The 23,545-nt window shown below is 49.7% G+C and carries 23 protein-coding genes; 17 read left to right on the top strand and 6 right to left on the bottom strand.

Annotated elements, in window-relative coordinates:
• Positions 1-271: 271 nt before the first annotated feature.
• A complete protein-coding gene (locus NZD89_RS23805; RefSeq protein ID WP_268005167.1) occupies positions 272-403 on the top strand; it encodes a hypothetical protein in 132 nt (43 codons plus the stop codon).
• Between the two features lie 270 nt (positions 404-673).
• Here NZD89_RS23805 and NZD89_RS23800 read toward each other — a convergent pair whose 3' ends face one another.
• Both NZD89_RS23800 and NZD89_RS23795 read right to left on the bottom strand, forming a co-directional pair.
• Positions 674-2,002: a transposase gene (locus tag NZD89_RS23800; RefSeq protein WP_268003901.1), complete on the bottom strand. Its 1,329-nt coding sequence runs from the start codon at positions 2,000-2,002 to the stop codon at positions 674-676.
• A 222-nt stretch (positions 2,003-2,224) separates the two neighbouring features.
• Positions 2,225-3,124: a polysaccharide deacetylase family protein gene (locus tag NZD89_RS23795; RefSeq protein WP_268005166.1), complete on the bottom strand. Its 900-nt coding sequence runs from the start codon at positions 3,122-3,124 to the stop codon at positions 2,225-2,227.
• Positions 3,125-3,799: 675 nt separating this feature from the next.
• On the opposite strand from NZD89_RS23795, the gene NZD89_RS23790 reads away from it, so the two are divergent.
• The 3 genes from NZD89_RS23790 to megL all read left to right on the top strand — a co-directional run bounded on the left by NZD89_RS23790 (position 3,800) and on the right by megL (position 6,446).
• On the top strand, positions 3,800-4,345 hold the full coding sequence (locus tag NZD89_RS23790) for a small multi-drug export protein (protein WP_268008598.1): 546 nt from the start codon (positions 3,800-3,802) through the stop codon (positions 4,343-4,345).
• A gap of 197 nt (positions 4,346-4,542) precedes the next feature.
• Entirely contained in the window at positions 4,543-5,106 is a 564-nt protein-coding gene (locus tag NZD89_RS23785) for a hypothetical protein (RefSeq protein ID WP_268005165.1), read from the top strand.
• 152 nt (positions 5,107-5,258) lie between these two features.
• Complete coding sequence (gene megL, locus NZD89_RS23780) at positions 5,259-6,446, top strand: methionine gamma-lyase (RefSeq protein ID WP_268005164.1); 1,188 nt, start codon at positions 5,259-5,261, stop codon at positions 6,444-6,446.
• 191 nt (positions 6,447-6,637) lie between these two features.
• Here megL and NZD89_RS23775 read toward each other — a convergent pair whose 3' ends face one another.
• Positions 6,638-7,330, bottom strand: coding sequence for a response regulator (locus NZD89_RS23775; protein ID WP_268005162.1), 693 nt, complete (start codon positions 7,328-7,330; stop codon positions 6,638-6,640).
• 6 nt (positions 7,331-7,336) lie between these two features.
• Positions 7,337-8,962, bottom strand: coding sequence for an ATP-binding protein (locus NZD89_RS23770; RefSeq protein ID WP_268005161.1), 1,626 nt, complete (start codon positions 8,960-8,962; stop codon positions 7,337-7,339).
• Between the two features lie 320 nt (positions 8,963-9,282).
• On the opposite strand from NZD89_RS23770, the gene kdpF reads away from it, so the two are divergent.
• Positions 9,283-9,360, top strand: a complete 78-nt coding sequence (gene kdpF / locus NZD89_RS29860; protein WP_369125281.1) for a K(+)-transporting ATPase subunit F — start codon at positions 9,283-9,285, stop codon at positions 9,358-9,360.
• Positions 9,361-9,413: 53 nt separating this feature from the next.
• A complete protein-coding gene (locus NZD89_RS23765; RefSeq protein WP_268005160.1) occupies positions 9,414-9,983 on the top strand; it encodes a potassium-transporting ATPase subunit KdpA in 570 nt (189 codons plus the stop codon).
• On the opposite strand, the gene NZD89_RS23760 is transcribed toward NZD89_RS23765, so the two are convergent.
• Complete coding sequence (locus NZD89_RS23760; protein ID WP_268005159.1) at positions 9,951-11,402, bottom strand: transposase; 1,452 nt, start codon at positions 11,400-11,402, stop codon at positions 9,951-9,953. The genes NZD89_RS23765 and NZD89_RS23760 overlap by 33 nt on opposite strands.
• A gap of 242 nt (positions 11,403-11,644) precedes the next feature.
• Here NZD89_RS23760 and NZD89_RS23755 point away from each other — a divergent pair, with 242 nt between their 5' ends.
• The 7 genes from NZD89_RS23755 (at position 11,645) to NZD89_RS23725 (ending at position 19,331) form a co-directional block, all read left to right on the top strand.
• The gene (locus tag NZD89_RS23755) at positions 11,645-11,992 is read left to right on the top strand and encodes a potassium-transporting ATPase subunit KdpA (RefSeq protein ID WP_326492887.1); all 348 of its coding nucleotides are present in this window, start codon (positions 11,645-11,647) and stop codon (positions 11,990-11,992) included.
• A complete protein-coding gene (locus NZD89_RS23750; RefSeq protein ID WP_268005157.1) occupies positions 11,964-12,770 on the top strand; it encodes a potassium-transporting ATPase subunit KdpA in 807 nt (268 codons plus the stop codon). The genes NZD89_RS23755 and NZD89_RS23750 overlap by 29 nt, the downstream gene beginning before the upstream one ends.
• 57 nt (positions 12,771-12,827) lie before the next feature.
• Positions 12,828-14,879, top strand: a complete 2,052-nt coding sequence (gene kdpB / locus NZD89_RS23745) for a potassium-transporting ATPase subunit KdpB (RefSeq protein ID WP_268005156.1) — start codon at positions 12,828-12,830, stop codon at positions 14,877-14,879.
• 34 nt (positions 14,880-14,913) lie between these two features.
• Positions 14,914-15,483, top strand: coding sequence for a potassium-transporting ATPase subunit KdpC (kdpC, locus tag NZD89_RS23740; protein ID WP_268005155.1), 570 nt, complete (start codon positions 14,914-14,916; stop codon positions 15,481-15,483).
• Positions 15,484-15,494: 11 nt separating this feature from the next.
• The gene (locus tag NZD89_RS23735; protein ID WP_268005154.1) at positions 15,495-17,816 is read left to right on the top strand and encodes a histidine kinase; all 2,322 of its coding nucleotides are present in this window, start codon (positions 15,495-15,497) and stop codon (positions 17,814-17,816) included.
• 179 nt (positions 17,817-17,995) lie between these two features.
• The gene (locus NZD89_RS23730) at positions 17,996-18,778 is read left to right on the top strand and encodes an alpha/beta hydrolase (protein WP_268005153.1); all 783 of its coding nucleotides are present in this window, start codon (positions 17,996-17,998) and stop codon (positions 18,776-18,778) included.
• Between the two features lie 139 nt (positions 18,779-18,917).
• Entirely contained in the window at positions 18,918-19,331 is a 414-nt protein-coding gene (locus NZD89_RS23725; RefSeq protein ID WP_326492886.1) for an acyl-CoA thioesterase, read from the top strand.
• A 207-nt stretch (positions 19,332-19,538) separates the two neighbouring features.
• On the opposite strand, the gene NZD89_RS23720 is transcribed toward NZD89_RS23725, so the two are convergent.
• Entirely contained in the window at positions 19,539-20,324 is a 786-nt protein-coding gene (locus NZD89_RS23720; RefSeq protein WP_268005150.1) for a Cof-type HAD-IIB family hydrolase, read from the bottom strand.
• A 171-nt stretch (positions 20,325-20,495) separates the two neighbouring features.
• On the opposite strand from NZD89_RS23720, the gene yhfZ reads away from it, so the two are divergent.
• The 4 genes from yhfZ to NZD89_RS23700 are packed head-to-tail and all read left to right on the top strand — an operon-like array spanning position 20,496 to position 23,545.
• Positions 20,496-21,419, top strand: a complete 924-nt coding sequence (yhfZ, locus tag NZD89_RS23715) for a GntR family transcriptional regulator YhfZ (protein WP_268005149.1) — start codon at positions 20,496-20,498, stop codon at positions 21,417-21,419.
• Between the two features lie 44 nt (positions 21,420-21,463).
• Positions 21,464-21,817 carry a hypothetical protein gene (locus tag NZD89_RS23710; RefSeq protein ID WP_268005148.1) on the top strand — a complete coding sequence of 118 codons (354 nt, stop codon included), beginning with the start codon at positions 21,464-21,466 and terminating at the stop codon, positions 21,815-21,817.
• 5 nt (positions 21,818-21,822) lie between these two features.
• Positions 21,823-22,197 carry a DUF2620 domain-containing protein gene (locus NZD89_RS23705; RefSeq protein WP_268005147.1) on the top strand — a complete coding sequence of 125 codons (375 nt, stop codon included), beginning with the start codon at positions 21,823-21,825 and terminating at the stop codon, positions 22,195-22,197.
• Positions 22,198-22,210: 13 nt separating this feature from the next.
• Positions 22,211-23,545 (top strand): YhfT family protein, encoded by a 1,335-nt coding sequence (locus NZD89_RS23700; protein WP_268005146.1) that lies wholly within the window; start codon positions 22,211-22,213, stop codon positions 23,543-23,545.

Here is a 23,545-nt window from a genome sequence, read left to right as displayed (position 1 = left end):
TAAACGCCTCCATCTGAGCTTCACATGGTGCCTATATAATCACGGGTATCGACGGATGACGTGCCTAAGACGTTTCAATTGCGCATCGTTCCTCCAAGGCAGCCGTATTGCCGAGCGGCTGTCCTTTTGATGTTCCAATGTTCACGCTCCGCGTTTCGATGGACTTTCATAAGAGTGGTTTTCGGATCATATGGTCAAATTTTCTTTGGATGGGTCTGTGTATTGACGGGCAAATTTACTGACAATCCATTTTATTCGGGAGGCGACTAAAATGAAGTCAAAACAGACACTGTGGCTATTGACACTGTCTGTTGGAATCACCGGTTCGCTGACCGGTTGTGATGTACACGGATACGGTGTTCGGTTTAATTTTCGTTCTACAGAGCAGTTCAGAAATGGGTAATGTCAAATACGTATCCCATGGGTTTGGAAATCTGACGTAGGGATTCTCCGCACATCTAAATATATATAAGAGGTTGTCCGAAAAGCATCCGATTCGAGTAAATGTCTAGCCAAATACATGAATACAGGCTTCCTGATATGGGATAAGTTTACTTGGTAATTTGGTGAATGCCTCCGTATGGGAACACATTGCCTGCTCACCCTTGAAAATGGGCGCACGAACCCCTTGTCAGTAACATTGGCTTTTGTTTATTTTCCAGGTTCTGCTTGCCTATGCAGCGATATCGAGTTTCAATTGCTCGGCCTGGACTGTATACATTTGTGTAATTCGCTCTATGTGGTCATCAGGCAGCATGGTCTCTCGAATGTGACCTATCCTCGCCTGCATGAGCTGGAATATATCCTGCATGGTGAAGAAGGACTGTACTCGTTTGTTTGTTCGTACAGGCACCTTCTTGTGTTTCATAACTGTTGTCAACTCATTGGACTCTTGCGCAAAGGACAGCTCAATCTGCCTTCTGAAATCAAGCATCTGGGCATGCAGCATGGTGCCTTGTGGCACCGGGCCGTATGCAATCGGTTTGTCGTCAAAGGAAAATTCGAATTGCCTGCTGCATACCCCGGATAGCGGGCATGACTGGCATTTCTCTGAGTCCCCACGAAACCAGGAAGTGGCCGTTTTCCAGTCAAAGCCATCCCAAATCAGTCGTTCGCCTTGTTCGCACTCAGGTTGCCCATGTTCATTACATTCCTCTGGCATCACCATACCACTGCGAAACCCTGTAACCACAGCCATACTGTGTTTGTGGTATGCCTCCTTCTGGTCATCCGCATCTATGTAACCCATGTCGGCAACGAGATACTGAGTGCGCATTTCGTTAATCTGCCGGAGTTTCTCTATCAGTGGAAGCATCACTCGAATGTCGCCCACATTCGCAGGCTTAAGGATAGACAACAAGGCCACAGGTCCTTGAGATGTTCTTACTGCAATCGAGTGCTTCCGGTAACCAACGAAGAAACGGTTCTGGTTCACCTTGCTGCGCTGTGCCCCATAGGTGGCGTCCGGGTCAGAAAACGTTTTTTCACATGTGCAAACTGACTTAACCTCACAATCGCAGCGTTTTTTCTTGTATCCGTTGACATTGGCGTAAATCGGACGAGAGTCAATAGCGGCGAGGGTGTCCTGGATGAATCCCTCCATGTGAATGGATTGACGTATAAACTCGTCACGAATTTGTTCGAATACGTCCGGCCCTACTTTGTTACGGAAGTCACTCAGGCTCTGGTGTGACGGAACCTTTGCTGGATTGGGTACACCGATGAAGCTGCGCCACGCCTGGTTCTTTGGGTCTCGCAACTGTTTGCACAATTGACGGAATGAGGTAATCTCCGGCCTAGTGAAATACAGATAGTGCATCCGGAAATAGGCGATTGGAGATGCGGGTCTGCGTCCTCTCTTGTCGTACAGGGGTCCGACGAGCAGGTCCAGGAATGAGTCGTCAATGTGATCTACGTAATCAACGAGTTCGGGGTCGAAGCCAAGCGTGTTATAATAGGCGTATGGAAGCAGGTCTAACTGCAAATCTATGGAAAAACGCACCTCCAGAACTGGAAAATTTGACGGCTGGATACCTTCAATTTTACCAGTTTTGCGGATCGGTGCGTTTTGCTATTTACTCAAAATTGCGGGCTTTTCGGACACGCTCTATAAGTATCTGTAAACATCACTTTATCGATCTCCCCTTTCACCACAGTCGCTTCATTCTAGCCATTAAAGCTATAGTTTTTATCAAACTAGGCGAGGCGCCCGGTGAGGACGCCTCTAGCCGAAAACGTGACTGTTGGGAAGGGTTTTAAAACCTCCATGCAATAAGTACTGAGCAAAGTTCTCAAGTGATGTCGTCTGATAAATCGTCATTCGATGTAATGTATAGGGGCCTTGCCGTAGAGAAGCAGGCTCATGCCCTTGGACGGTAGCGAGAAAATACCCGTTTTCCTTCAACATCTCAATCGTAGCAGCGTTATATCTGCCTGAAGGATAGCAAAAGAAACGAATTGGGTGACCTGTAATTTTTTCGAGGTCGCGGGATGATTGAACAATTTCGCGATATGCTTCTCTCTCTGACGCTGTTCCGAGATCTGGGTGTGTAGCCGAATGCGATTCAACATCAACCAATCCGCTACTTTCCATCACTCTAAGTTCGTCTTTTGTTAACATTGGCCATTTCCCATGAAGTCTAACATAGTTGCTGATCATGAATATCGTTACTTGCTGATTAAACTTCTTTAAGATCGGGAAAATATTTCTATAAACACTCTCATAACCGTCGTCAAATGTGATAATTATCGGTTTTTTAGGTAGTTGGTACATGTGGTACATTGCCGCGTACAGTTGACCAAAATTAATGGTGTGATAGCCGTGGTCGGACAGCCACTGCGCTTCTCTTAGGAACTGTCCAGAGCGGAGGCCTAGCGAATTCCCTGGAAGGTAATCTGCTTGGTGATACTCCAAAATTGGAACCTGTAGGTCGAAATTGGGTTTTATGTCGCTCGTTGTCGCATACCGTTCCGGATTCGCTACCCATTTCGCATGTCCCTTGGAACTGGATGTGTTTCCTTCTTGGATCTTATCGATGACTGCTGCATGAATGTTGCTTAAGAACGTCAACATACATGTCCATATCATCATCGTTAGAACGAATAACTTCTTAAACGCGTGCACAACCTATTGCCCCCCGTAACGATATAACGGTGTTATTCTGGCTTACAGATGAATCAAATATGATTGTCTACGACAAGACCGAGCATAGCCCCATGCACACTTTGATTTTAAATGGTCTAATTTCAGCGTAATCAAGCTCATTTTGGCGTCCTTAAGCAACTTGAATGTTTTTTGATTTTCCAAATCTACGCTCTAGGGGATCGCGGTCAGCGCCAATGAGTCTCTCTTGAACCAAGTTGAGGCATTGAAAACAATTCACCCATGAACACTAAAAAGGGGCAGCATGACATTCAACAAACGAAGAACGGGATCATCCACAGCAACATTTCTGCTATAGGGAATACAATAGTACATTAGAGGAAATGAGCAACAGTGACGGGACAACCAACTATTCACTGTTTAACACCATACAGTTAGCCGTTCGTTCAATGGGCGGTGTTGGGACATTCTGTAGACCTACATTTTACGCTCATGAGTCGACACACCGGTATCCGACGCACGGCGGCGTCGAAGCCTGATAGCCAATTACGAGTTGATACCCATACTGAAGTGAAAGGGGACCCTCGTATGCCGTCGTGTAGGTGACGTGCTGCATTTTTACGATCACTCGGTAAATGTCGAGGGCTGGTTTAAGTTTCTGCATTGTATCATTCAAGGGGATGTCTTTATTTGGAAGTGACGAAATTCCTTAAGCCAAGGATTCACAAATCAACACTCATTCGACGGATTTGTTACGGAGGTAGCCTGGGACTTTTGTTTTTCTTAGGTGCGCTCTGTATCGGGTTATATGAGGGAAAACTGATGTCCACCGTTTCCCTAATCGGGACTTCCATCGTTTTGGAAGCACAACCAGCTTCGCTTGCGAGTCTGCCGTTGCGATTTCATCCTGCCGCAGGAGCCATGATTAGTATCTTGGCGAATTTGATTCCCATCCCACTCCTTATACTGACGTTCGATGAAATGATAGCGCGTTGGTCATGGATTCGGCGCAAACTACAAAAGACGGAGAGATGGTCCAGAAAGTACGGGAAATACGGAGTTTGGATTCTTATTCCTTTATCCCCGATATTAGGTGCCTACGTCTGTATAGGTATTGGCTTCGCATTACGTTGGAATATTCGTTTCGTGGTACTCAGCATTCTCATCGGAATGGTATGTTCGTCATTCTTGATTGCCTACGGCGGTGAATCGGTCGCGCATCTGTTTGGTATTCATGGATGATTACATACCATGTTTTCGAAGGGATGGAGATATGTTAAGGGCAGTTCATGAAGATGGACTGCCCTATTTATAATGAAATACAGTATACCTGTGCGGTGCTTTTGTTTAGACGACGTGGTTTGCGCTGAACGATTGTCTGTGGTTCGTTTATTTGCTGGTCGTCATGTACAGATAGGAAGCATTTGGAGGTTGTAACAGTGGTCAAACCAAAGATTCTCCTCATCACCAAAAGTACATACGTCTATCGAATGTTTTGCGAGCAAATTACGGAACATTTTGGTTGTTCTGTCGATCTCGTCGATGGGACAAAGGAAGGGAAATCATGCAAGACCGACCTCATCCTCGCGTCCTACCGTGAAGTCTTGAAGGAATTAGAGTTTCCACCGGACAAGCTGTTGGTCGCTCGGAGAACGGTGGATTTATCGAAGAGCGGTGACCTTATCGCACTTCCGGCTGGGACCGAGTGTCTGGTGGTCAACAACAGTTTGGATACAGCTCGAGAGACGATTTCCTGTCTTGAAAATCTGGGGCTGAATCTGGAGTTAGCCACGTATGATCCGGCGGTGAACGCGCCGCCTCACGACGTGGAAGTGGCCGTCGTGGCAGAAACGGGCGAGCATTTGTATATTCACAGCTTTCCAGGCGTGTGGTGGACGACGCTGGATGAGGTGACTGGATGGGCCGTGGATAGGATTCAGCAGGATTTACTGCCGATTCGCCAGTCGCCTGCTCCCCAGGGCGCTGGATTTTTGAACTTGTAGTCCATCTGGAACTGGTAGGCCCGTGTTCACGGGGCCTTTTTCGATTTTGGCGCGCGAAGTGCGCGTTTATCGGCTTAAAGAACATATTGTGAAGAGAGCGAATCGCCCACCAACATCATGTGATCAGTCCTGCTAAAGGGGAGTTGTTTACCATGAGGAGAAAATTGTCGACTAAACTTGTACACTTACCCGATTTAAAAGGTGAGGCCGGGGTAAGTGGTACCATTACTCCGCCTATTTTTCAGACGTCGACGTTCGCGTTTGATTCCGCGGAACAGGGTGGGCAGCGATTTGCTGGTAATGAAAGCGGATACATTTATAGTCGGTTAGGCAATCCGACAGTGAACCTGCTCGAAGAGGCGATTGCGGAATTGGAAGGCGCCGATGAAGGTGTTGCATTTGCAAGTGGCATGGCAGCCATCTCGGCCGTACTCATCGCGCTTGTATACACGGGCGATCACGTTCTCGTTTCACGCGGAGTTTACGGTTGCACTTATGGCCTGCTGCAGCTTTTACAGGAACGTTTTCATGTAGATTACAGCTTGGCTGATTTAGGAACTGAGCATGCCGTTCGCGCCGCCGTAACCGCTAACACAAAGGTCATCTACATTGAGACACCGATGAATCCAACCATGGAATTGGTAGACATAGCCGCTTGCTGTCGCGTAGCGAAAGAGATTGGGGCGACGGTTATTGTCGACAATACGTTTGCCACCCCTGTCTTACAACGACCAATCGAACTCGGTGCAGACATCGTGATCCACAGTGCGACCAAATATCTTGGGGGTCACGGTGACGTAATTATGGGCCTCGCGGCTGGCCCTCGGGAGCTGATGTCGAAGATGCGGATGACAACCCTTAAAGACATCGGCGGAATCGCGGCACCGTTTAACGCTTGGCTTGTGTTGCGCGGAATGAAGACGTTGGAAATTCGGATGAATCGACACAGTGAGTCCGCGATGGAGATAGCGAATCGGATTCAGCGTCACCCTGCAGTGACGCACGTGTATTATCCTGGGTTATCCAGTTTTGCACAACGGGAATTGTATGAAAGGCAAATGTCCGCCGCAGGCGGTGTCATTGGATTCACGTTAAGTGGCGGTTACCAATCGGGCATTCAATTCATGAACAAACTGAAGTTGTGTAAACGCGCGGTGTCTCTCGGTGAGGTACACACGCTCGTACAACATCCCGCAAGTATGACGCATTCACTGATTCCGAAGGCAACTCGTGAACAGATGGGCATCGATGACAGCTTTATTCGACTGTCTGTCGGGATTGAGGATGTAGACGACATATGGAGTGATCTTGAACAGGCGCTAGCTGCTTGCAGCGAGTAACGCTGTTGCTTGCAATTTAGATGAAGAGTCGTACGTTCTTACCAGACGTGGCCTCATCTCAAACATGAAAACCCACGGATCAGTTGTAATATTGCGGCCTCCATTCGCAGAGCCGTATCGATGTGGAGGCCGTAGTTTTATGAGGTAAATGGCGCGTGGTGGAATTTGGGTTCATCGAATGACACTTTCAATTAATTTGGAGCGACGAGTCGATATCCCACGCCGGGCTCTGTGATAATCAAGTTTGGTTGAGCGGGATTGTCCTCGATCTTTTTTCTTAAGTGACCGACGTATACGCGCAAGTAATGGCTGGCCGTTTCGGGACTCTGCTCTCCCCATACCTGTTTCAGTAACTGCCGATGCGTGATGACGCGCCCTACGTTTGTCGCGAGTGCTTTGAGCAGGTCATACTCGATTGGAGTGAGTCGAATCTGTTCACCGCGCTTTTCCACATGGCGTCGGGCGAGATCGACCGTTATCGGGCCAATGTGTAAGACCGGCTCGTCCTGCTGATTGGCTGAATGGCGGAGGGCCACGCGAATACGTGCCATCAATTCACCCATTCCGAACGGTTTTGTGATGTAGTCGTCGGCGCCGTGGTCCAGGGCGAAAACCTTTCCTGCCTCGTCATCTCGTACAGTCAGGACGAGAATCGGCACCGTTGCCCACTCGCGGATTTTAGACAAGACCTCTGTACCATCCATGTCAGGAAGCCCTAGGTCTAAAATGATCAAATCAGGTCTGCTCATGCTGGCCTGCAGAATGCCATTCTTCCCGGTGGACTCCTCGATGGTTGTAAAGCCATGCGCCTCTAAAGTCACGCGAAGAAGTTTTCTAATCTGTGATTCATCGTCGACAATTAATATCTTTGCCCCCAAGACCATCCCCCCTTACTGTTCGATATCCACGCCATCGTCTGGAAATTCTGGTGAATCGTCAATAGGTAGTCGAATTGTAACGATGGTGCCGACACCCTCTGCAGGTCTGGCAAATATTTCACCGCCATGCGCTTCAATTACACCCTTACAAATGGCTAACCCGAGACCCGTTCCAGGAATGTTTTTTCCGTTGTTGGACCGATAGAACTTGTCGAATATCTTCTCGACCTCATTGGGGTTGATGCCAATCCCCTCGTCTCGAATTCGTATCGTCAAGATGCCGTCGTATTCCATACAATCAAGGCGAATGGAACTATCATCCGGAGAAAACTTGATGGCGTTGCTGAGCAAATTGACGAGAACTTGCTCTATCAAGACATCGTCGACAGCAACGGCAGGTAAATTGTTCGGAAGATGGATGTCGACGTGCCGATTCTGTAGTGAGTCTTGTACCTGACGAAGTGCAACTCCAACGATATCCGCTACATCACACCACTGCTTTTTCAGGCGAAGCATGCCACTCTCCATTCGAACCATGCCGAGAAGGTTGGTCACAAGCCGGTTCATTCGCATGGCTCCCTCGCGGACGGTGAGGAGGAGCTCCTGTTGGTCTTCGACTGAAAGGACGTTTGCACTCTCCGTCATTCCTGTGACCGCGCCTAAGATGGTGGCTAGCGGTGTGCGCAGCTCATGGGAAATGGAGTCCAACAAGGCCGTGCGCAACCGTTCAGATTCAGCTGTTAAATGAGCAATTTTAGCTTGTTCCTCAAAATGAATGCGCGCGATGCAAACCGCAGCCAAACCGGCTAACGCCTGAACGATCCGAATTCTCGAGTTCGCAACACCAATGCCCAGGGGTTGTGCGGCTCCGATACACATCACTCCATAGGTTTTCGATTCCGTTTTTACAGGGACGTATAGAAGAGATGCATCCCTGTTCGTATTCGTTCCAAATCCAGCCATTTGACCATGCTCGTACACCCAGCGTGAGATTCGCGGTTCAACAGTAGCTGAATGGTCCTTGTTTTGTAGACTTCCTTGTGCCCTCACGACAAGCTTTCCTGATGCATCCGGCAAAAGGATGGCTGCATACAAACCAAACGTGTTCGAGGCATGGCAGATAATTTCGTTCAGCACGCTGTCCAAGTTCCCACTCGCGGCCACTTGGGTACTCAACGTGTACAAAGCGGAGGTAATGGCTTCTCGTTCACTAGCTTCTTTCACTCGTTGGCGCAATTGACCAGCCAAACTAGCCGTTAATACTGCAACTGCCAGGTACACTGCAAACGATAAACAATACCGGAGATCGGAAACGGTGAACCGGTGGATTGGCGGAATAAAAAAGTAGTCAAAAGTGAGGACGCCAAGACCTGCCGCGCAGAAAGATGGTCCAACCCCCCAGCGAACCGAGCTAATCATCACGGGTAGCAGGTACAACAGGGCTAGGTTCACCAAGGTAAATGCGTACCCAATCTTCCAAAACAAAACCGTTAGTCCAGCCACCATACATGTAACGATTAGATAGGGCAGGATACCATTCCCGTCGACTGGAGAACCAACTACGGTATTGTCAGGGATAGACCACGTAGTGACCTGTGAAGTGAGAACCCGCCACTTGCGTCTTGTCGATTTTCTCATATTCGATAGCTCCATTTCTTCGCCACAATACTTCATTTATAACCCGGTTCCAAACGCCAATGCTCGTTTTTTACGTTTTTTTTATGTCTGTGAGTTCCTTTTATACCCCATTTTTTACGCGAACCGGACCTACAATCTTCGTGTACGACAACGAGTTTCTAGGATGCGCGGGCTGGGTCTAACGCGCTGCCCCGTTCAATGCCAGAACGCGAAGAGGTGGACATATGGGAGATGTTCTTTCGTTATTGCTTTACACGGCTGTATTCGGTTTATTCATCGTTTTGTTTCGCGTTTTTGACAGAGCGTAGGAGGGTTTGGAGATGTGGGTATTGTTACTGATTTCGGCTGGACTGATGGTCTATCTAACTTATGTCATCTTTCATCCAGAGAAATTTTAAAAGTTGTCTGCAGTTAGCGACAAGCTGTTTTCGATAGTGAGGAGTGACTTCGTGTGACGATTGCTGGTTCCATTGGTATATTAGCGGTGATTGCCATCATCCTGGCGCTGGGAATCCCCCTGGGGGGGTACCTCTATCGGGTATTCAGCGGCAGAAAGAGCATCTTCGACAAGGTGTGTGCCCCGGTAGAAGGTGTACTCTTCCGTGCTGTCGGGGTCGATCCGTCCGTGCAAATGGACTGGAAATCCTATTTGCGGGCGCTCATGTTGGTGAATTTCACCATGATGCTATTCGTGTATGTGATCCTTCGCATTCAGGGTTTCCTTCCACTCAACCCGGATCACATCAAAGGAATGAGCTGGGATCTCGCCTTTAATACTGCCGCTAGTTTCATTACGAATACCAATTGGCAGAACTACGCAGGGGAGCAATCCCTGTCCTATCTATCGCAGATGAGTGCCATCACATATCTTCAGTTTACGTCGGCGGCCACTGGATTCGTGGCTGCCATTGCATTCCTGAGAAGTTTGGTCGCACACCGCTCCGGGGTGATAGGGAATTTCTGGGTCGATTTAATTAAAATTCATGACCTATGCAGTTGTCCCCAACAATTGGTTGGTTGAAAAGGGACAGAACCACCCGATTTCTAGATTGGGTGGCCAAAGTCTACGAATCAGTCTTGCAAAATCCTTTGCGACTGTGTCAAGATCGAGTGTAATCGAGTCTGGTTTATTTCTACTATGGACTCGACGTGTGTGGCAGCGGATGCAAATTAGATTGCGGATCACTTGGCCGTGGGTGCAATCCTCTTTGCCCGCTGTTTTTCGTTGTGCCCAAAGCAGATACCGAATGAGAGTTTCCGCCGTGAATAGCAGCGTCAGGTGTGCATGAATGTGGTTCTCGTTTTGTGAATGGCAGTTCAACATACCCAACTCTTGCTTGGCTGTACGAAACAGGATTTCAATATTCCAGCGGCGTAGCCATGCCCCAAGCACTTCCTGTGGAACGTCGTGACGATTACTCATCAGCAGATATGCACCCTTGTAGTCGGCCGCGGGTTCGTGGTCTGATTCGTCGGTTGTGTCGATCCTGCTTCGCTCGGTATCCTTAGACTCCTCCTTAACCCGCCAGCCAACCACTGCAGCAATGGGTGTGTACTTCATTTTTATGATCATTTGTCCTTTACGATTGCGTTTTTCTGTCGGCATCTGTATGTAGATATCCTGACAGACTACAGAAGCAACTTTCGCCTTGGGTTGCATCTTCAAGCGCGGATAGACTTCACGAATCAAATCTATGGGCTGTATGGGAACAAATCGTTCACGCCCGGTGCCCGGTTCAATGAGTCGACGGAACAGCTTCGTATTGCGTTTCGCCTTCGTGATCCAATCGAAATTGGCAGACTCGCACTGACGCAAGAATGGTTTGCTGAAGTACCAACGGTCCATAACAACCCACAATCGACACGATACTTGTTTGCGAACATCCTGAAGCATGCGCCATGCCAAGTCTAGTTTTGAAGACTCTTTAGCTGTCTCCGATTCTGGTTTCTTCCAGATGGAATAGGACCATGGGTACTCAACACCGTTTCGGCGAACAGCGTGTAATGCGACGATGTTCATGGCCCATGTGTAGGTTTTGCTGGAACTGTCGTAAAGCCAATAGAGAAAGGGGATTTTCTTCGCATATGGGTGTGGTGCATGCGTGTCGTCCAAGGCCAGAACATCGCCATTTGTTAGTGCAGTGTCTGTGTCATCCTGAAGCCTTTCAGTACGCTTATTGTTGAATACATCCCAACCGGAAAACCCGGTCAGAAACCGACTGAGTGCGGATTGCGATATCTTCTTCGCGCCGAGTGTCTGTTGCAGTAGACCGTCTTGGTTATAAAACGACGACAATGCATTCACCGAGGGAGAACGGTTAATTAATCCGACCACGTAAAGGAAAGCAAGGACCCAGGTCGCCACACCGCGAACTTTGAAAATGCCGGATTGAGATAGTAGCAGAGAGAGGTCAAAACGCTCCCACAGGGTACAAAGCAACGGTATCCCACCGACCTGACTGAACGACGATAAAACTTTGAACTTTGGTTTGCATAAATTCGCCACGCACAACACCCGAATCACTAAGAGGTAGGTAACCAGTACCTTCTCGGCGATTATTGCGGTGTTTTTGATTTGTCAAGTCTTTTCTTGTTTTCGAAATTCCTAATTCATACAACAACTGCATAGGTCATGTTAAAATTCACACTCGGCTCCTCATTCCGCTAGCAGTCGTATTTGCTGTGGTGCTCGTCGGTTTGGGGGTCCCGCAAACGTTACAAGGGGCACAGGTGGTGCACACACTGCAGGGACAAATTCAGACGATTTCGCGAGGACCTGTGGCCTCTCTGGAAGCCATTAAACAGTTAGGTACAAACGGCGGCGGCTATTTTAACGCCAATTCCGCGCATCCCTATGAAGACCCCAGTGCTTGGACGACTGTGCTTGAAATGGTCGCGATGGGCGTGATCTCTTGCGCACTCGTCTGGACGTTCGGTCGCTTCATCGGTAATCGAAGACAGGCTGTCGTCCTTTACGTATATCTCACAAAGTGTCTTGGTGTTGGGGGCGTTTGTCATCTACGCCGGTGAATCCGCTGGAAATCCGCTCTTACAGCACGCGCTTGGCATCAACGGCCCGAATATGGAGGGCAAGGAGGTGCGCTTCGGGACAGGACTATCCAGTGCGTTCGCCGCATTGACGACGGCATTTACGACTGGCGCGGTCAATGCGATGCACGATAGCTTCATGCCAATCAGTGGTATGGTTCCTCTCGTGTTCATGATGTTCAATCTGATTTTCGGCGGGAAAGGCGTCGGACTCTTAAACATTCTGATGTTCCTCATGATCACCGTGTTTCTTTCCGGACTCATGGTTGGACGGACACCTGAAATCTTCGGCAAGAAGATCGAAGCGCGCGAGATCAAGCTCGCTACGGTTGCCATGCTCGTGCACCCGTTTATCATACTTGTTCCGACCGCGATTGCCCTGGCGACGAAGGCGGGCACCTCGATGATCCTCAATCCAGGTTTGCATGGGTTGTCCGAAGTGCTCTACGCGTATACTTCCGGGGCTGCAAACAACGGTTCAGCCTTTGCGGGTCTCAGTGGCAACAACGTGTTTTTTAACATCACCGAGGGTTTGGTCATGTTGTTCGGGCGATATGTTTCTCTCATTGCTATGTTCGCCATCGCCGGATCTCTTGCGACGAAAGCTGTGATTCCTCAAAGTGTCGGGACGTTGAGAACTGACACGTTTTCCTTTGGCGGTGTGTTTGTCGCGGTATTCGTCATCGTCGGGGCCCTGACATTCTTCCCCGCTCTGGCAATTGGTCCAATCGGAGAGCAATTACAGATGTGGCTTTCCTGAGACGAACAGTTGCGAGAGACGCCATTCTGACTCGATTAGGCAGAAGGAGACCTGAAAATGGACCGAAGTTCGTTTGTCATTTCCCGGGATATCTTGAAGCGGGCGATTTGGGAGTCATTCGTCAAGATGGATCCTCGTATTCTCGTGTGCAATCCCGTCATGTTTGTGGTGGAAGTCGGGTTTGTCGTGACGTTACTGTTGACGTTTGACCCAAATCTGTACGGCGGAGACTATCCAGCCAGCGAGCGCTGGTATAACCTGATTGTCACCGTGATTTTGTTCTTGACCATACTATTTGGAAACTTTGCCGAGGCGGTTGCAGAAGGACGAGGAAAAGCGCAAGCCGAGTCCCTCCGCAAAACGAAAACAGATCTGATGGCCAACCGCCGGCTAGATAATGGATTGTACGAAGTGGTACCTGCGTCGACGTTGCACCGTGGCGACATCGTGCGCGTCGTGGCGAATGAGATGATTCCAGCGGACGGGGATGTTTTAGAGGGTCTCGGAAGCGTCGACGAATCGGCGATTACCGGAGAATCCGCGCCAGTGATTCGTGGCGCCGGTGGAGATTTCAGCTCCGTAACCGGGGGAACAAAACTGTTATCTGACGAATTGGTGATTCGAATCTCTGTCGATCCCGGCGAATCATTTTTGGACAGGATGATCAGCCTCGTCGAAGGCGCCAGTCGTCAGAAGACCCCGAATGAACTAGCCCTATCGGTTCTACTGGCCGGGTTGACCATCATCTTCTTATTCGTCGTCGTCACGTTAGAGCCCATGGCACGCTATCTGCACCATACGATTGACATCGCAACGCTAATCGCCTTGCTCGTCTGTTTGATCCCGACGACCATCGGCGCCTTGTTGTCTGCAATCGGAATTGCAGGAATGGACCGCGTCATTCGGTTTAACGTGATCGCGAAATCGGGAAAAGCGGTGGAGGCGGCCGGTGACGTCAATACATTGATTCTCGACAAAACCGGTACGATCACCATCGGAAACCGCTTGGCGAGTGAATTTCTTCCAGTTGGAAAACACACGGAAAAAGAGGTGATTGAGACTGCGGTCATCGCCTCCTTGTTCGACGAGACGCCGGAGGGGCGCTCTGTTGTAGATTTGGGCAGGGAGCTTCGCGTGTCATTTGTCCGGGAGCGCTACACCGAAGCGGAAAATGTCGAGTTCAGTGCCGATACGCGCATGAGTGGTCTCAATTTGCCCGACGGCAGCGCGGTTCGAAAAGGCGCAGTCGATGCAATCAAGAGGAACGTCATGGAGAATGGTGGCACGATACCACTTGACTTAGACGAGATGACCGAGCGTATTGCAAAAGAGGGTGGCACGCCCCTCGCGGTCGTGAAGGACACCGACATTTACGGGTTGATTTATCTCAAGGACATTGTCAAATCCGGGATGAGGGAACGGTTTCAAGAGCTTCGCAAGATGGGGATCAAAACTGTGATGTGTACAGGGGATAATCCTCTGACGGCCGCAACGATTGCCAAAGAAGCCGGAGTGGACGATTACATCGCCGAGGCGAAACCTGAGGACAAGATGCGCCTCATTCGGGAGGAGCAGGAACGTGGGAAGTTGGTGGCCATGTCGGGTGACGGTACAAACGATGCGCCCGCCCTGGCGCAGGCGGACGTTGGCCTGGCCATGAATACCGGCACGACTGCAGCGAAAGAAGCGGGAAACATGATTGATTTAGATTCAGATCCCACCAAGTTAATTGAGGTTGTCTCCATCGGGAAGCAACTCCTTATCACGCGCGGGGCCATTACGACTTTTTCAATTGCAAATGACGTGGCAAAGTACTTTGCTATTATCCCTGCCATTTTTGTAACGATGATCCCTGCACTCAGGGTTTTGAACGTGATGCATTTGACGAGTTCACATAGTGCCATCTTATCCGCCCTGATCTTTAACGCGCTCATCATTCCTCTGCTCATCCCACTGGCGATGAGGGGGGTCAAATATCGCCCGATGAGCGCGACGAACATGTTGGTTAGAAACCTGCTTGTGTACGGAGTGGGAGGCGTCATTGCGCCTTTTATCGGGATCAAGGTCATTGACCTATTGCTTACGGCGCTGGGGATTGCAAGGATTTAGCGAGCTATTCAATGGACGAAGCGAGGGGTTCATCATGGTAAATCTTTGGCGGTCAATCCGCTTTACGGTTGTTTTCGCCATCTTGTTAGGTCTCTTCTATCCACTTGCTGTCACCGCTGTTGGCAATCTGCTGTTTCCGTTTCAAGCGAAGGGAAGCATTGTTCAATTGTACGGGCATCCGATAGGTTCCGAGCTGATTGCTCAAGATGTGACGAGCGACGCGTTATTTCATCCGCGGCCCTCCGCTGTGAATTATGCGGCGAACGCATCCGGTGGATCGAACTTGGGGCCATCCAATCCTGCACTGCTGTCTGAGGTGAAGCAAAACCTACAAGCGGTGGAAAAGCAGAATCCGGGAACCCCCGTATCGTCGATTCCACCTGATATGGTGGAGTCGTCCGCGTCAGGACTCGACCCGGACATCTCAGTACAGGACGCGCTCATTCAAGTGCCAAGGATTGCAAAGGCGTCGGGGCTCGGTGAAGTCTATTTGAACAACCTGATCAGTGAATACGAACAACGCCCTGTTCTCGGGATTTGGGGAGATCCAATGATCAATGTGATGCGGGTAAACCTGGCCATTGAGCAACGCCTCGGACGATAGGGGGGGACCTTATGGGACCCAATACGGGATACCCGTTTGGCAGCCATCCGGGTCAGTTGAAAATATTGATTGGAGCGGCGCCTGGTGTAGGAAAAACCTACACCATGCTGCGTGAAGCGGCTTCCATGAAGGAGCGCGGAGTCGATATCGCCATTGGTTACGTAGATGTTCATGATCGACCGGAAACCGCCAGACAATTGGAAGGGTTGGAGATCCTTCCGAGAAAGAAAATTCGGTTCCACAACCGGGTCTTTGAAGAAGTCCATCTCGATGCCATCATCGAACGAAATCCAGCTGTGGTTGTCATCGACGAGTTGGCACACAGCAATGCACCAGGGTCTTTGTTTCCAAAGCGGTATATGGATGTAGAGTATTTGTTAGATCAAGGGATTTCTGTTCTCACCGCCGTCAACGTGCAGCACATCGAAGGCATCCACGAAGAGGCGGAAGCCATCACCAAAATCCGGGTGCGTGAACTAGTTCCGGAGTCTGTGATCAAACGGGCGGATGAAGTGTCCGTGATCGATGTTACGCCGGAGACCTTACGGCAACGCCTGCGGGACGGGAGCATATACCCAAATGACAAGGTCCATCACGCACTTCGAAACTTTTTCCGGAAGTCTAATCTCTCCGGACTACGAGAATTAGCTCTGCGCATGGTTGCTGAGGATGTCGACGAACGATTGCAGAGGTCTTATGCGAGGAGAAAAATTCCGGGTCCCGTCGGAGCCAAAGAAGTCATCATGGTCTGCGTCAACCACTACGCGAGAGCCGTTCAACTGATTCAACGCGGGCATCGAATGGCGATTCGGATGAAAGCGGATATGTATGTGCTCACCATATCGAACACAGCTGAAAATTTGCTCTCCGAACGCGAACAGAGCAATTTGCAAAAACTCCGTGAATTAGCTGAACAGATAGAGGCTCTGTGGATTGTAGAACCGCGCAACGACAGAAGGATCGGCGCCATTGTATCCGAGGTGGCAGAGAAGTTGAACGTTACCCAAGTCGTGATTGGGCAACCACTCTCCCGACGTAAGAGGAGGTACTTCTGGAGGGATAACCCGGTTCGTTATTTGTTGAGAAACCTTCGTTATACCGACCTCCGTATCGTCGGTTGGCGGGACGCGCCCGGTTCGAATTTTCGGGTCGTGAAGGGGGTCTGGGGACAAAGTGACCCCGGCCCTTATCCGCGTTTGCGCGGGCGACTGACCATTTATATCGGTGCGGCGCCTGGCGTTGGCAAGACATATAAGATGCTGAATGATGCGCACGATTGGAGGGTTCGCGGGTGGGACGTGGTCATTGGCCTCATCGAGACGCACGGTCGCTCAGAAACTGCACAACAAATCGGAGATTTAGAGGTGGTTCCGAGAAGGCGGATCGAACTCGGTGGACGATTTTATGAAGAGATGGATGTTGACGCCATTGTAAAACGAAAACCATCGATTGTTCTAGTCGACGAGCTAGCGCACACAAATGTACCTGGCTGCATCCGCGACAAGCGCTACCAGGATATTGAGTACCTTTTGGAACAAGGCATCAACGTAGTGACGGCAGTCAATGTTCAACATCTCGAAAGCTTGCATGACAAAGTGGAGCATATCACAGGAATCAAGGTACGGGAGCGAATCCCGGACTGGTTCATGAAGTTAGCTCGTGAGGTGAAACTTATTGATGTTACGCCTGAAACGCTTCAGCATCGCCTGGTGAAGGGAAGGGTTTATGCTCGAGACAAGATTGAGAGTGCGTTGGACAACTTTTTCCAAACGGCCAATCTAGCTGCCTTACGTGAATTAGCGTTGTTGGAGGTTGCCGATGATGTGGACCAACGCATGCATCGAGCCCGCGAAGAAGGATTCGGTCCTGATACGGCGTGCGAGCGCATCTTAGTCTGCGTGAATCATCGACCGCATTCGGAAAAGCTGATTCGACGTGGTTGGCGGATTGCCGACCGCTTAAAGGCAGAACTTTGGGTGCTCGTGGTCTTAGCTGACGAATCGATGACCAAGCAGGATGAACGCGATATGGCAAAAATTCAGGAATTGAGCGAACAATTTGGTGCGCATTTCATTACGCGGCCAGCTGTAGGTCAGAACATTGGCCTGACGATAGTGCGAACGGCAGAAGAACTGCAGGTGTCTCAGTTGGTTGCTGGGCAGCCGTTCACACAGAAGGGATGGATTGCTCGTATGAAGAAAAATCCACTCGACTATGTCTTGGAGAACGCTGTATTCGTCGACCTACACATCGTCGCTTGTGAGCGAGACAGACCATCACTGGAAGCGGTAGAGCAAAGTCTGCCATTAAATCCATTTGTGAACCGGACGTGAGCGGCTGCAGCAAATAGTCGACTAGGGCGCTGAAGATCATATCACCGCAGGTTAGCACCCGACAAGATCCGTCACGCAGGTACTTCATTGGGAAGGAAAACGGATCACGATGAGGAATTGAGCACTGTTATTCTGAAATTCCGAAGTTTGTCGAACCACCGACGATAGGGGGACTAAGCATGGCGCTTGTGACATGTAACTTTTTTTCCGAAACATTAGGATTGAGTACCTCGATGACGGTGATTTTGCCGCAGCAGACATCCACACAGATCGGGATGAGCAATGTCACCAATGGAAGCCAGCATCCGACGCTTTATCTCCTCCATGGTCTTTCCGACGACGATACCATTTGGACTCGCAGAACGTCGATTGAGAGGTATGTTGCCTCGATGGGGTTGGCTGTGGTCATGCCGCAGGTTCACAGGAGTTTCTACACCGACATGCAATTTGGCGGTAAGTACTGGACGTTTATCAGCGAGGAACTACCGCTTATTGCTCGCTCGTTTTTCCACTTGTCCGAGGATAGGGAGGACAATTTTGTGGCCGGGCTGTCAATGGGAGGGTATGGCGCGTTCAAGCTGGCCTTGCGCAATCCCGACAAGTTTGCTGCAGCGGCCAGCCTGTCAGGCGCTCTGAACATCGCCAAAAAGGATTCACCTATCCCGGACTATCAGTTCATTTTCGGAGACCAGGACATTGCTGGAACGGAACATGACCTCTTGTATTTGCTCCAACAGGTAGAGAATTCGACCGTGAACAAACCGAAGCTGTTCCAGTGTTGCGGCACGGAGGACTTTTTGTATGAAGACAATCTGACGTTTAAGCGACAATGTGAACGAACCAGCTTTGATTTTACTTATCAAGAAGAGGCCGGTGAGCATGAGTGGGGATACTGGGATGCCAAGATACAGGATGTTTTGGCGTGGTTGCCGTTGCGTCACCGCAACGCGTCCAACGACTGACCATGTTATGTTATTCAACGTTGGTACGCGCGATTTGATACGTAAGGGGGTATGGTATAGACGAGCGCAAATTCGCAATCTGAAACACTGCGGGTTGGCTTGCGGCATGGAATGGTCCTCGGTTCAAAGGAGAAACATGATGGTTTCAGAGACTGAAGTTGAAGTGAGATATGCGGAAACAGACCAGATGGGCGTCGTCTATCACGCGAATTATTTGATTTGGTTTGAAATAGGGCGAACCAAATTTGTTGAGGATTTAGGGTTACGCTATGTCGATATGGAGGACGAAGGATATTTCTGTCCCGTGTTTGACGTCCATGTGACATATAGGCGGCCGTTAAAGTATGGGGAAAAGGCCTTCGTTAAAACCCGAGTGATCGAGTACAACGGCGTAAAAGTAGTTTATGGCTATGAGATCATAGATGCAGACGGGACGTTATGCGTAGAAGGGACATCCTCCCACGTCGTCGTCAGTAAGGAGACTTTTCAACCTGTGGCGATGCGAAAAGCGTTGCCGAATTGGCATATCGCGTATGAACGGGTCGTTCGGTGAAATATTCATTAGCGGCTTTCGCCTATCCGGTGGTCGACAAAAAATTGAAAATAATCATTTGGAAGGTACATGAAATGAGCTGTCGCACATATCTTGTCGGCGACAGCTCATTTTGTGTTTTGTGACGACTGTTTAGATCTGGTTGATTTCTACAACCTGATCCGTGGTTCGTCGATCACCAAAAAGGTGCCGTTTGTTTGGACAGCGTCACTTTGTAAGGAGATTGAAATGGCGGAGAGCTTGCACAACCCCATCATTCCATACGCTTTCCGTGACATAATCGGCAGCGCGCTTTAAGGAATCACAACCGTTCCCCATCGCAATGCCGAGCTTGGCCGTTTGAATCATCTCCACGTCATTCGGTCCGTCACCGATTGCTACAGAGTCTGCCAAAGGAATTGCGAGATGGTCTAGTATTTTTGCCATGGCAGCGGCCTTGGAATTGCTCACTGGGTTTACATTTGTGGCATTCTTGTAAATATGCCAGGGATAAAATCGGAGATCCTGATAGAATTTATCCTGATAATGACGAACTTGGTCTGGGTCGCAAATCAATTCCATCTGATAGACATCGTATTCCTTCCAATAGTCGTGTGCCACAACCGGTGTCATACGCTTGAATAACTCCACGATGACTCCCCACGTAGCCTTGTTCTTGTCAGGCGTAAAGTAACCATTCAAGCCCGGGAACACGATGGCATGGTCCTTTTGCCTGGCGAGTTCGACGAACTCGTCCACCGTTCGCCTATCGATAGGACGATGGTAGACCACCTTCCCCTGGTCGGCGGCTAGTCCACCGTTGAAGGCGATGTACGTCTGGATGGAAAGTTCCTTGGCCACAGGCTCAATGGCAAACGGAGGCCTTCCGGACACGAGGATGGGTATGACTCCGTTTGTCTGTAGTTCTACTACAGCCTCTTTTACGGATTTGGCGATCACATCTGTATCTGGCGAGATAAGCGTGCCATCAATGTCAAAGAAAACAGCCTTCATCTGCGCTCCTCCAAACTTTCCTTCAAAAATCCACTAGTCCTACGGGATACGTCGATAGCGACAATATGCAGACCAGGAGCCAAGCTTGCAGAATAATTTGCATATTCCCACGACTGATATGATACAGTATAATAAATCAAAAAACAGTATTCTGTATTTTGGGAGGTGCACATGGCGGAAGAGATACTGTTCAGCAAAAACGGGATGGCAGTAACCAAAATTTCAAGAGAGTTGCTAACTTACAAGATTGGTTCGCGCGTTCCGAGGATTCAGGATTTTGCTCAGAAGTGTGAAGTTGGGAGAGGGACGGTTCAAAGCGCCATTCAACTGTTGGTCGAAGCACAGGCAGTGCGCCTTGAATCGCGAGGACACCTGGGTACGTACTTGTTGGATTTGGATTTTACAAAGCTTTGGGAATTTGCGGGAATGTCAACATTGATGGGGGCGATGCCGTTACCATATTCACGCAGGAATGAAGGATTGGCAACCGGTTTTTATGCAGTCTTCGAGAAGCGCAATATCCCCTTTCACCTGTCCTACATGCGTGGGGGGAGCAACCGTATCGTGGCATTGGTTGGCGGTCGCTACGACTTAGTCATCATGTCGAGACGAGCGGCCGAACTCGCGGTCAAGGAGTTCGACGTCAGCGTACTTCATTCTTTTGGACCCGTCACGTATGTAGGTGCCCATGCGCTGTTAGTTCGAGATGAAGCGGACAAGGAGATACGCTCCGGGATGAGAGTCGGTATTGACGTGTCATCGTTCGACCAGAAGACACTGACGTACGGCCTCTGTCAAGGTAAGGATGTTGAATATGTGAATCTGCCATATATGCAGATTCTTGATGAACTGGCGAACGGAACGATTGATGCCGCCGTCTGGAACAGCGATGAAGTGGAGTACCGCTTTGGCAAATCCGGCCCAATCTACATGTATCCACTGAACGTGAACGAGGACGACGCGACGGAAGCTGCCATCGTCGTGCGGAAAGCGGATTACGAAATCTTTGCCAATCTGATGGAACAGCTCGACATGCAGCAAATCAATCAAATCCAAGATGAAGTTCTGACGGGCCGCCGAGTTCCCAGGTACTGAGCTAGTCACCGTTGTATCGCGACGAAAAAGAGGAGAACGCAGTTATGGACGACACATTGTTAGAGAGATTAGACATCCTTGTGACATCTGGTCAAATCACAGATGAGATCCGCCAGCACGTCCTTCACACCGCAACGGCATTCGCGGGCATGCACGGAATTGAACTGACGGAAAGCAATGCGGGTTCATACATCACCCATTTCGCAATGGCCTGCGCTCGCATTGGCCGCGGCGAGCCAGTCCTGGATATACCGGCAGGTGTTCAGGAGGTGGCGGATCGTCATTTGGACTTAGTGGAAGTCGCGAGGACGATGTTCCCTGCAGAAGCGTCCACTATCACGGGGGCTGAAGTCGGCTTTATCACCATGTATCTATGCGTGCTATTAGGAAGGGAGTAATCGAGATGACGATTCGAATTGCAATCGGCGGCCTAAAGAAGGAAGTCACGGAACGAGTGACCAAGGAAATCGGAGGAGACAAGGTCTCGGTTATTGTCACTTCAGACTTCGAAGCGGCGAAGAAAATCAAATCAGGTCAAGCCGACTATTACTTTGGAGCGTGTAACAGCGGGGGTGGAGCTGCGCTCTCCGTTCCAATCGGGATTCTCGGCTATGGCAATTGTGCAACCGTTGCCAAAGCGGGGGGGAAGCCAAAGGCGGACGATATAGAAAAACTCGTTTCCGGCGGCAAGATTGCGTTTGGAATGGCCGTCGAATCCATAGAATCTGCCGTCCCAATGCTTTTGCACAGTTTGTTTAAAAAACACAACCTGGAGTGAGGGGGATAAACGCGTGATATTAAAGCTCATTATCGTTGGTGTTCTGTGTGCCCTAACCTCGTTAGCGTCACACATGGGGCGTGCCGTCTTTCATGACGGTATACGCCCGATTATGCCTGAATACGTTGAAGGGCGTATGAAACGTGGTGAAATGGCGTCCGTAGCATTCGGGTTAAGTGCAGGCTTTGTATTTTCCGTCGGGTTTGCATTTACGCTTGCATCAAAACTCTTAAACCCTTGGCTCTTATTTTTACCGACGGATATTCTCGGAGTAATTGCACCGCGCAAATGGATTGCGGCCGTACTCGGAGCGGCGTGGGGTGTCGGTGTAACTGCGGCGTTCAGCGCTTTAAATACGGTGTTTAGTCTTCTACCAATTAACTTTTTGAACTCCTTGGGGCAACTTTCTTCACCCGTTCTAGCGGGTTTCGCACTGTTTCCGGTACTTGCAATATTTTATCAGTTCGGGAAAGTAAAAGGTATTATCACTCTGATTCTCGAGCTCATCGTCCGCCAGTTGGCAGCGATGAATTACATCACGATTCACGGCACCCCTATCACGCCCGAAGCGCTTGAAATGTTTGTCGGGGTAGTTCTGTTGGTCACATTCGCCGTCGTGAAAGACCTGCGGAACAAAGAACCGAGAACAGACGATGACGGTGAAGGGTTGTTCGAGGTTCGCACCAAGCGCATTGTAAAATCGATCCCTCTGATGATGGCGATTGGCGGACTCGTCTCGTTGATTGCCAACCTACAATATTTTGCGGGTTCGGAGGTCGACTTCCAAGCCCTGCATCAGATTTATACGACACACAACACATCTGAGCTAAGCACAGTCGCATTTGCCGATTTCATTCGAGGTCTCGCATTTATCCCTCTCATCGTCACGACCGCACTGGCTTCCGGGGTTTACGGTATCGTCGGTCTGACGTTTGTCTACCCAATTGGGTTTTATGTTGCGCCTGCTATATTCGGCGAGGGAATGGCTGGACACATTGCAGCCTTCGTATTCGGTGCGGTCTGGCTTGCAATCGAAATGTTCGTTCTTCGCGTGATTGGCAAAGGGCTGGAAAACTTCCCTTCGCTGCGCGAAGCATCAGACAGTATACGCAATGCGATGAACAACGTGTTGGAGTATGCACTTCTGATTGGTTCGGCCCTAGCCGCTCTGTCGATGACACATTCGCCAAAAGATCCACAGAACTTCTTTGCATTCGGTATTTTTGTTGCACTTTATGCAATCAACGAAGCAATTGGTCGACCGGTCATTCGTTTGGCCGCTGCACCGCTTGCTGCGATTATTACGGGCGTTGTCGTCAATATCTTCTACGTCGCGCATTTGATGTAG

The sequence above is a fragment of the Alicyclobacillus fastidiosus genome (assembly GCF_026651875.1).
GTDB lineage: Bacteria > Bacillota > Bacilli > Alicyclobacillales > Alicyclobacillaceae > Alicyclobacillus > Alicyclobacillus fastidiosus.
The sequence above is the reverse complement of the archived record's forward strand: the minus strand, read 5'-3'. Positions and strand labels throughout refer to the sequence as shown.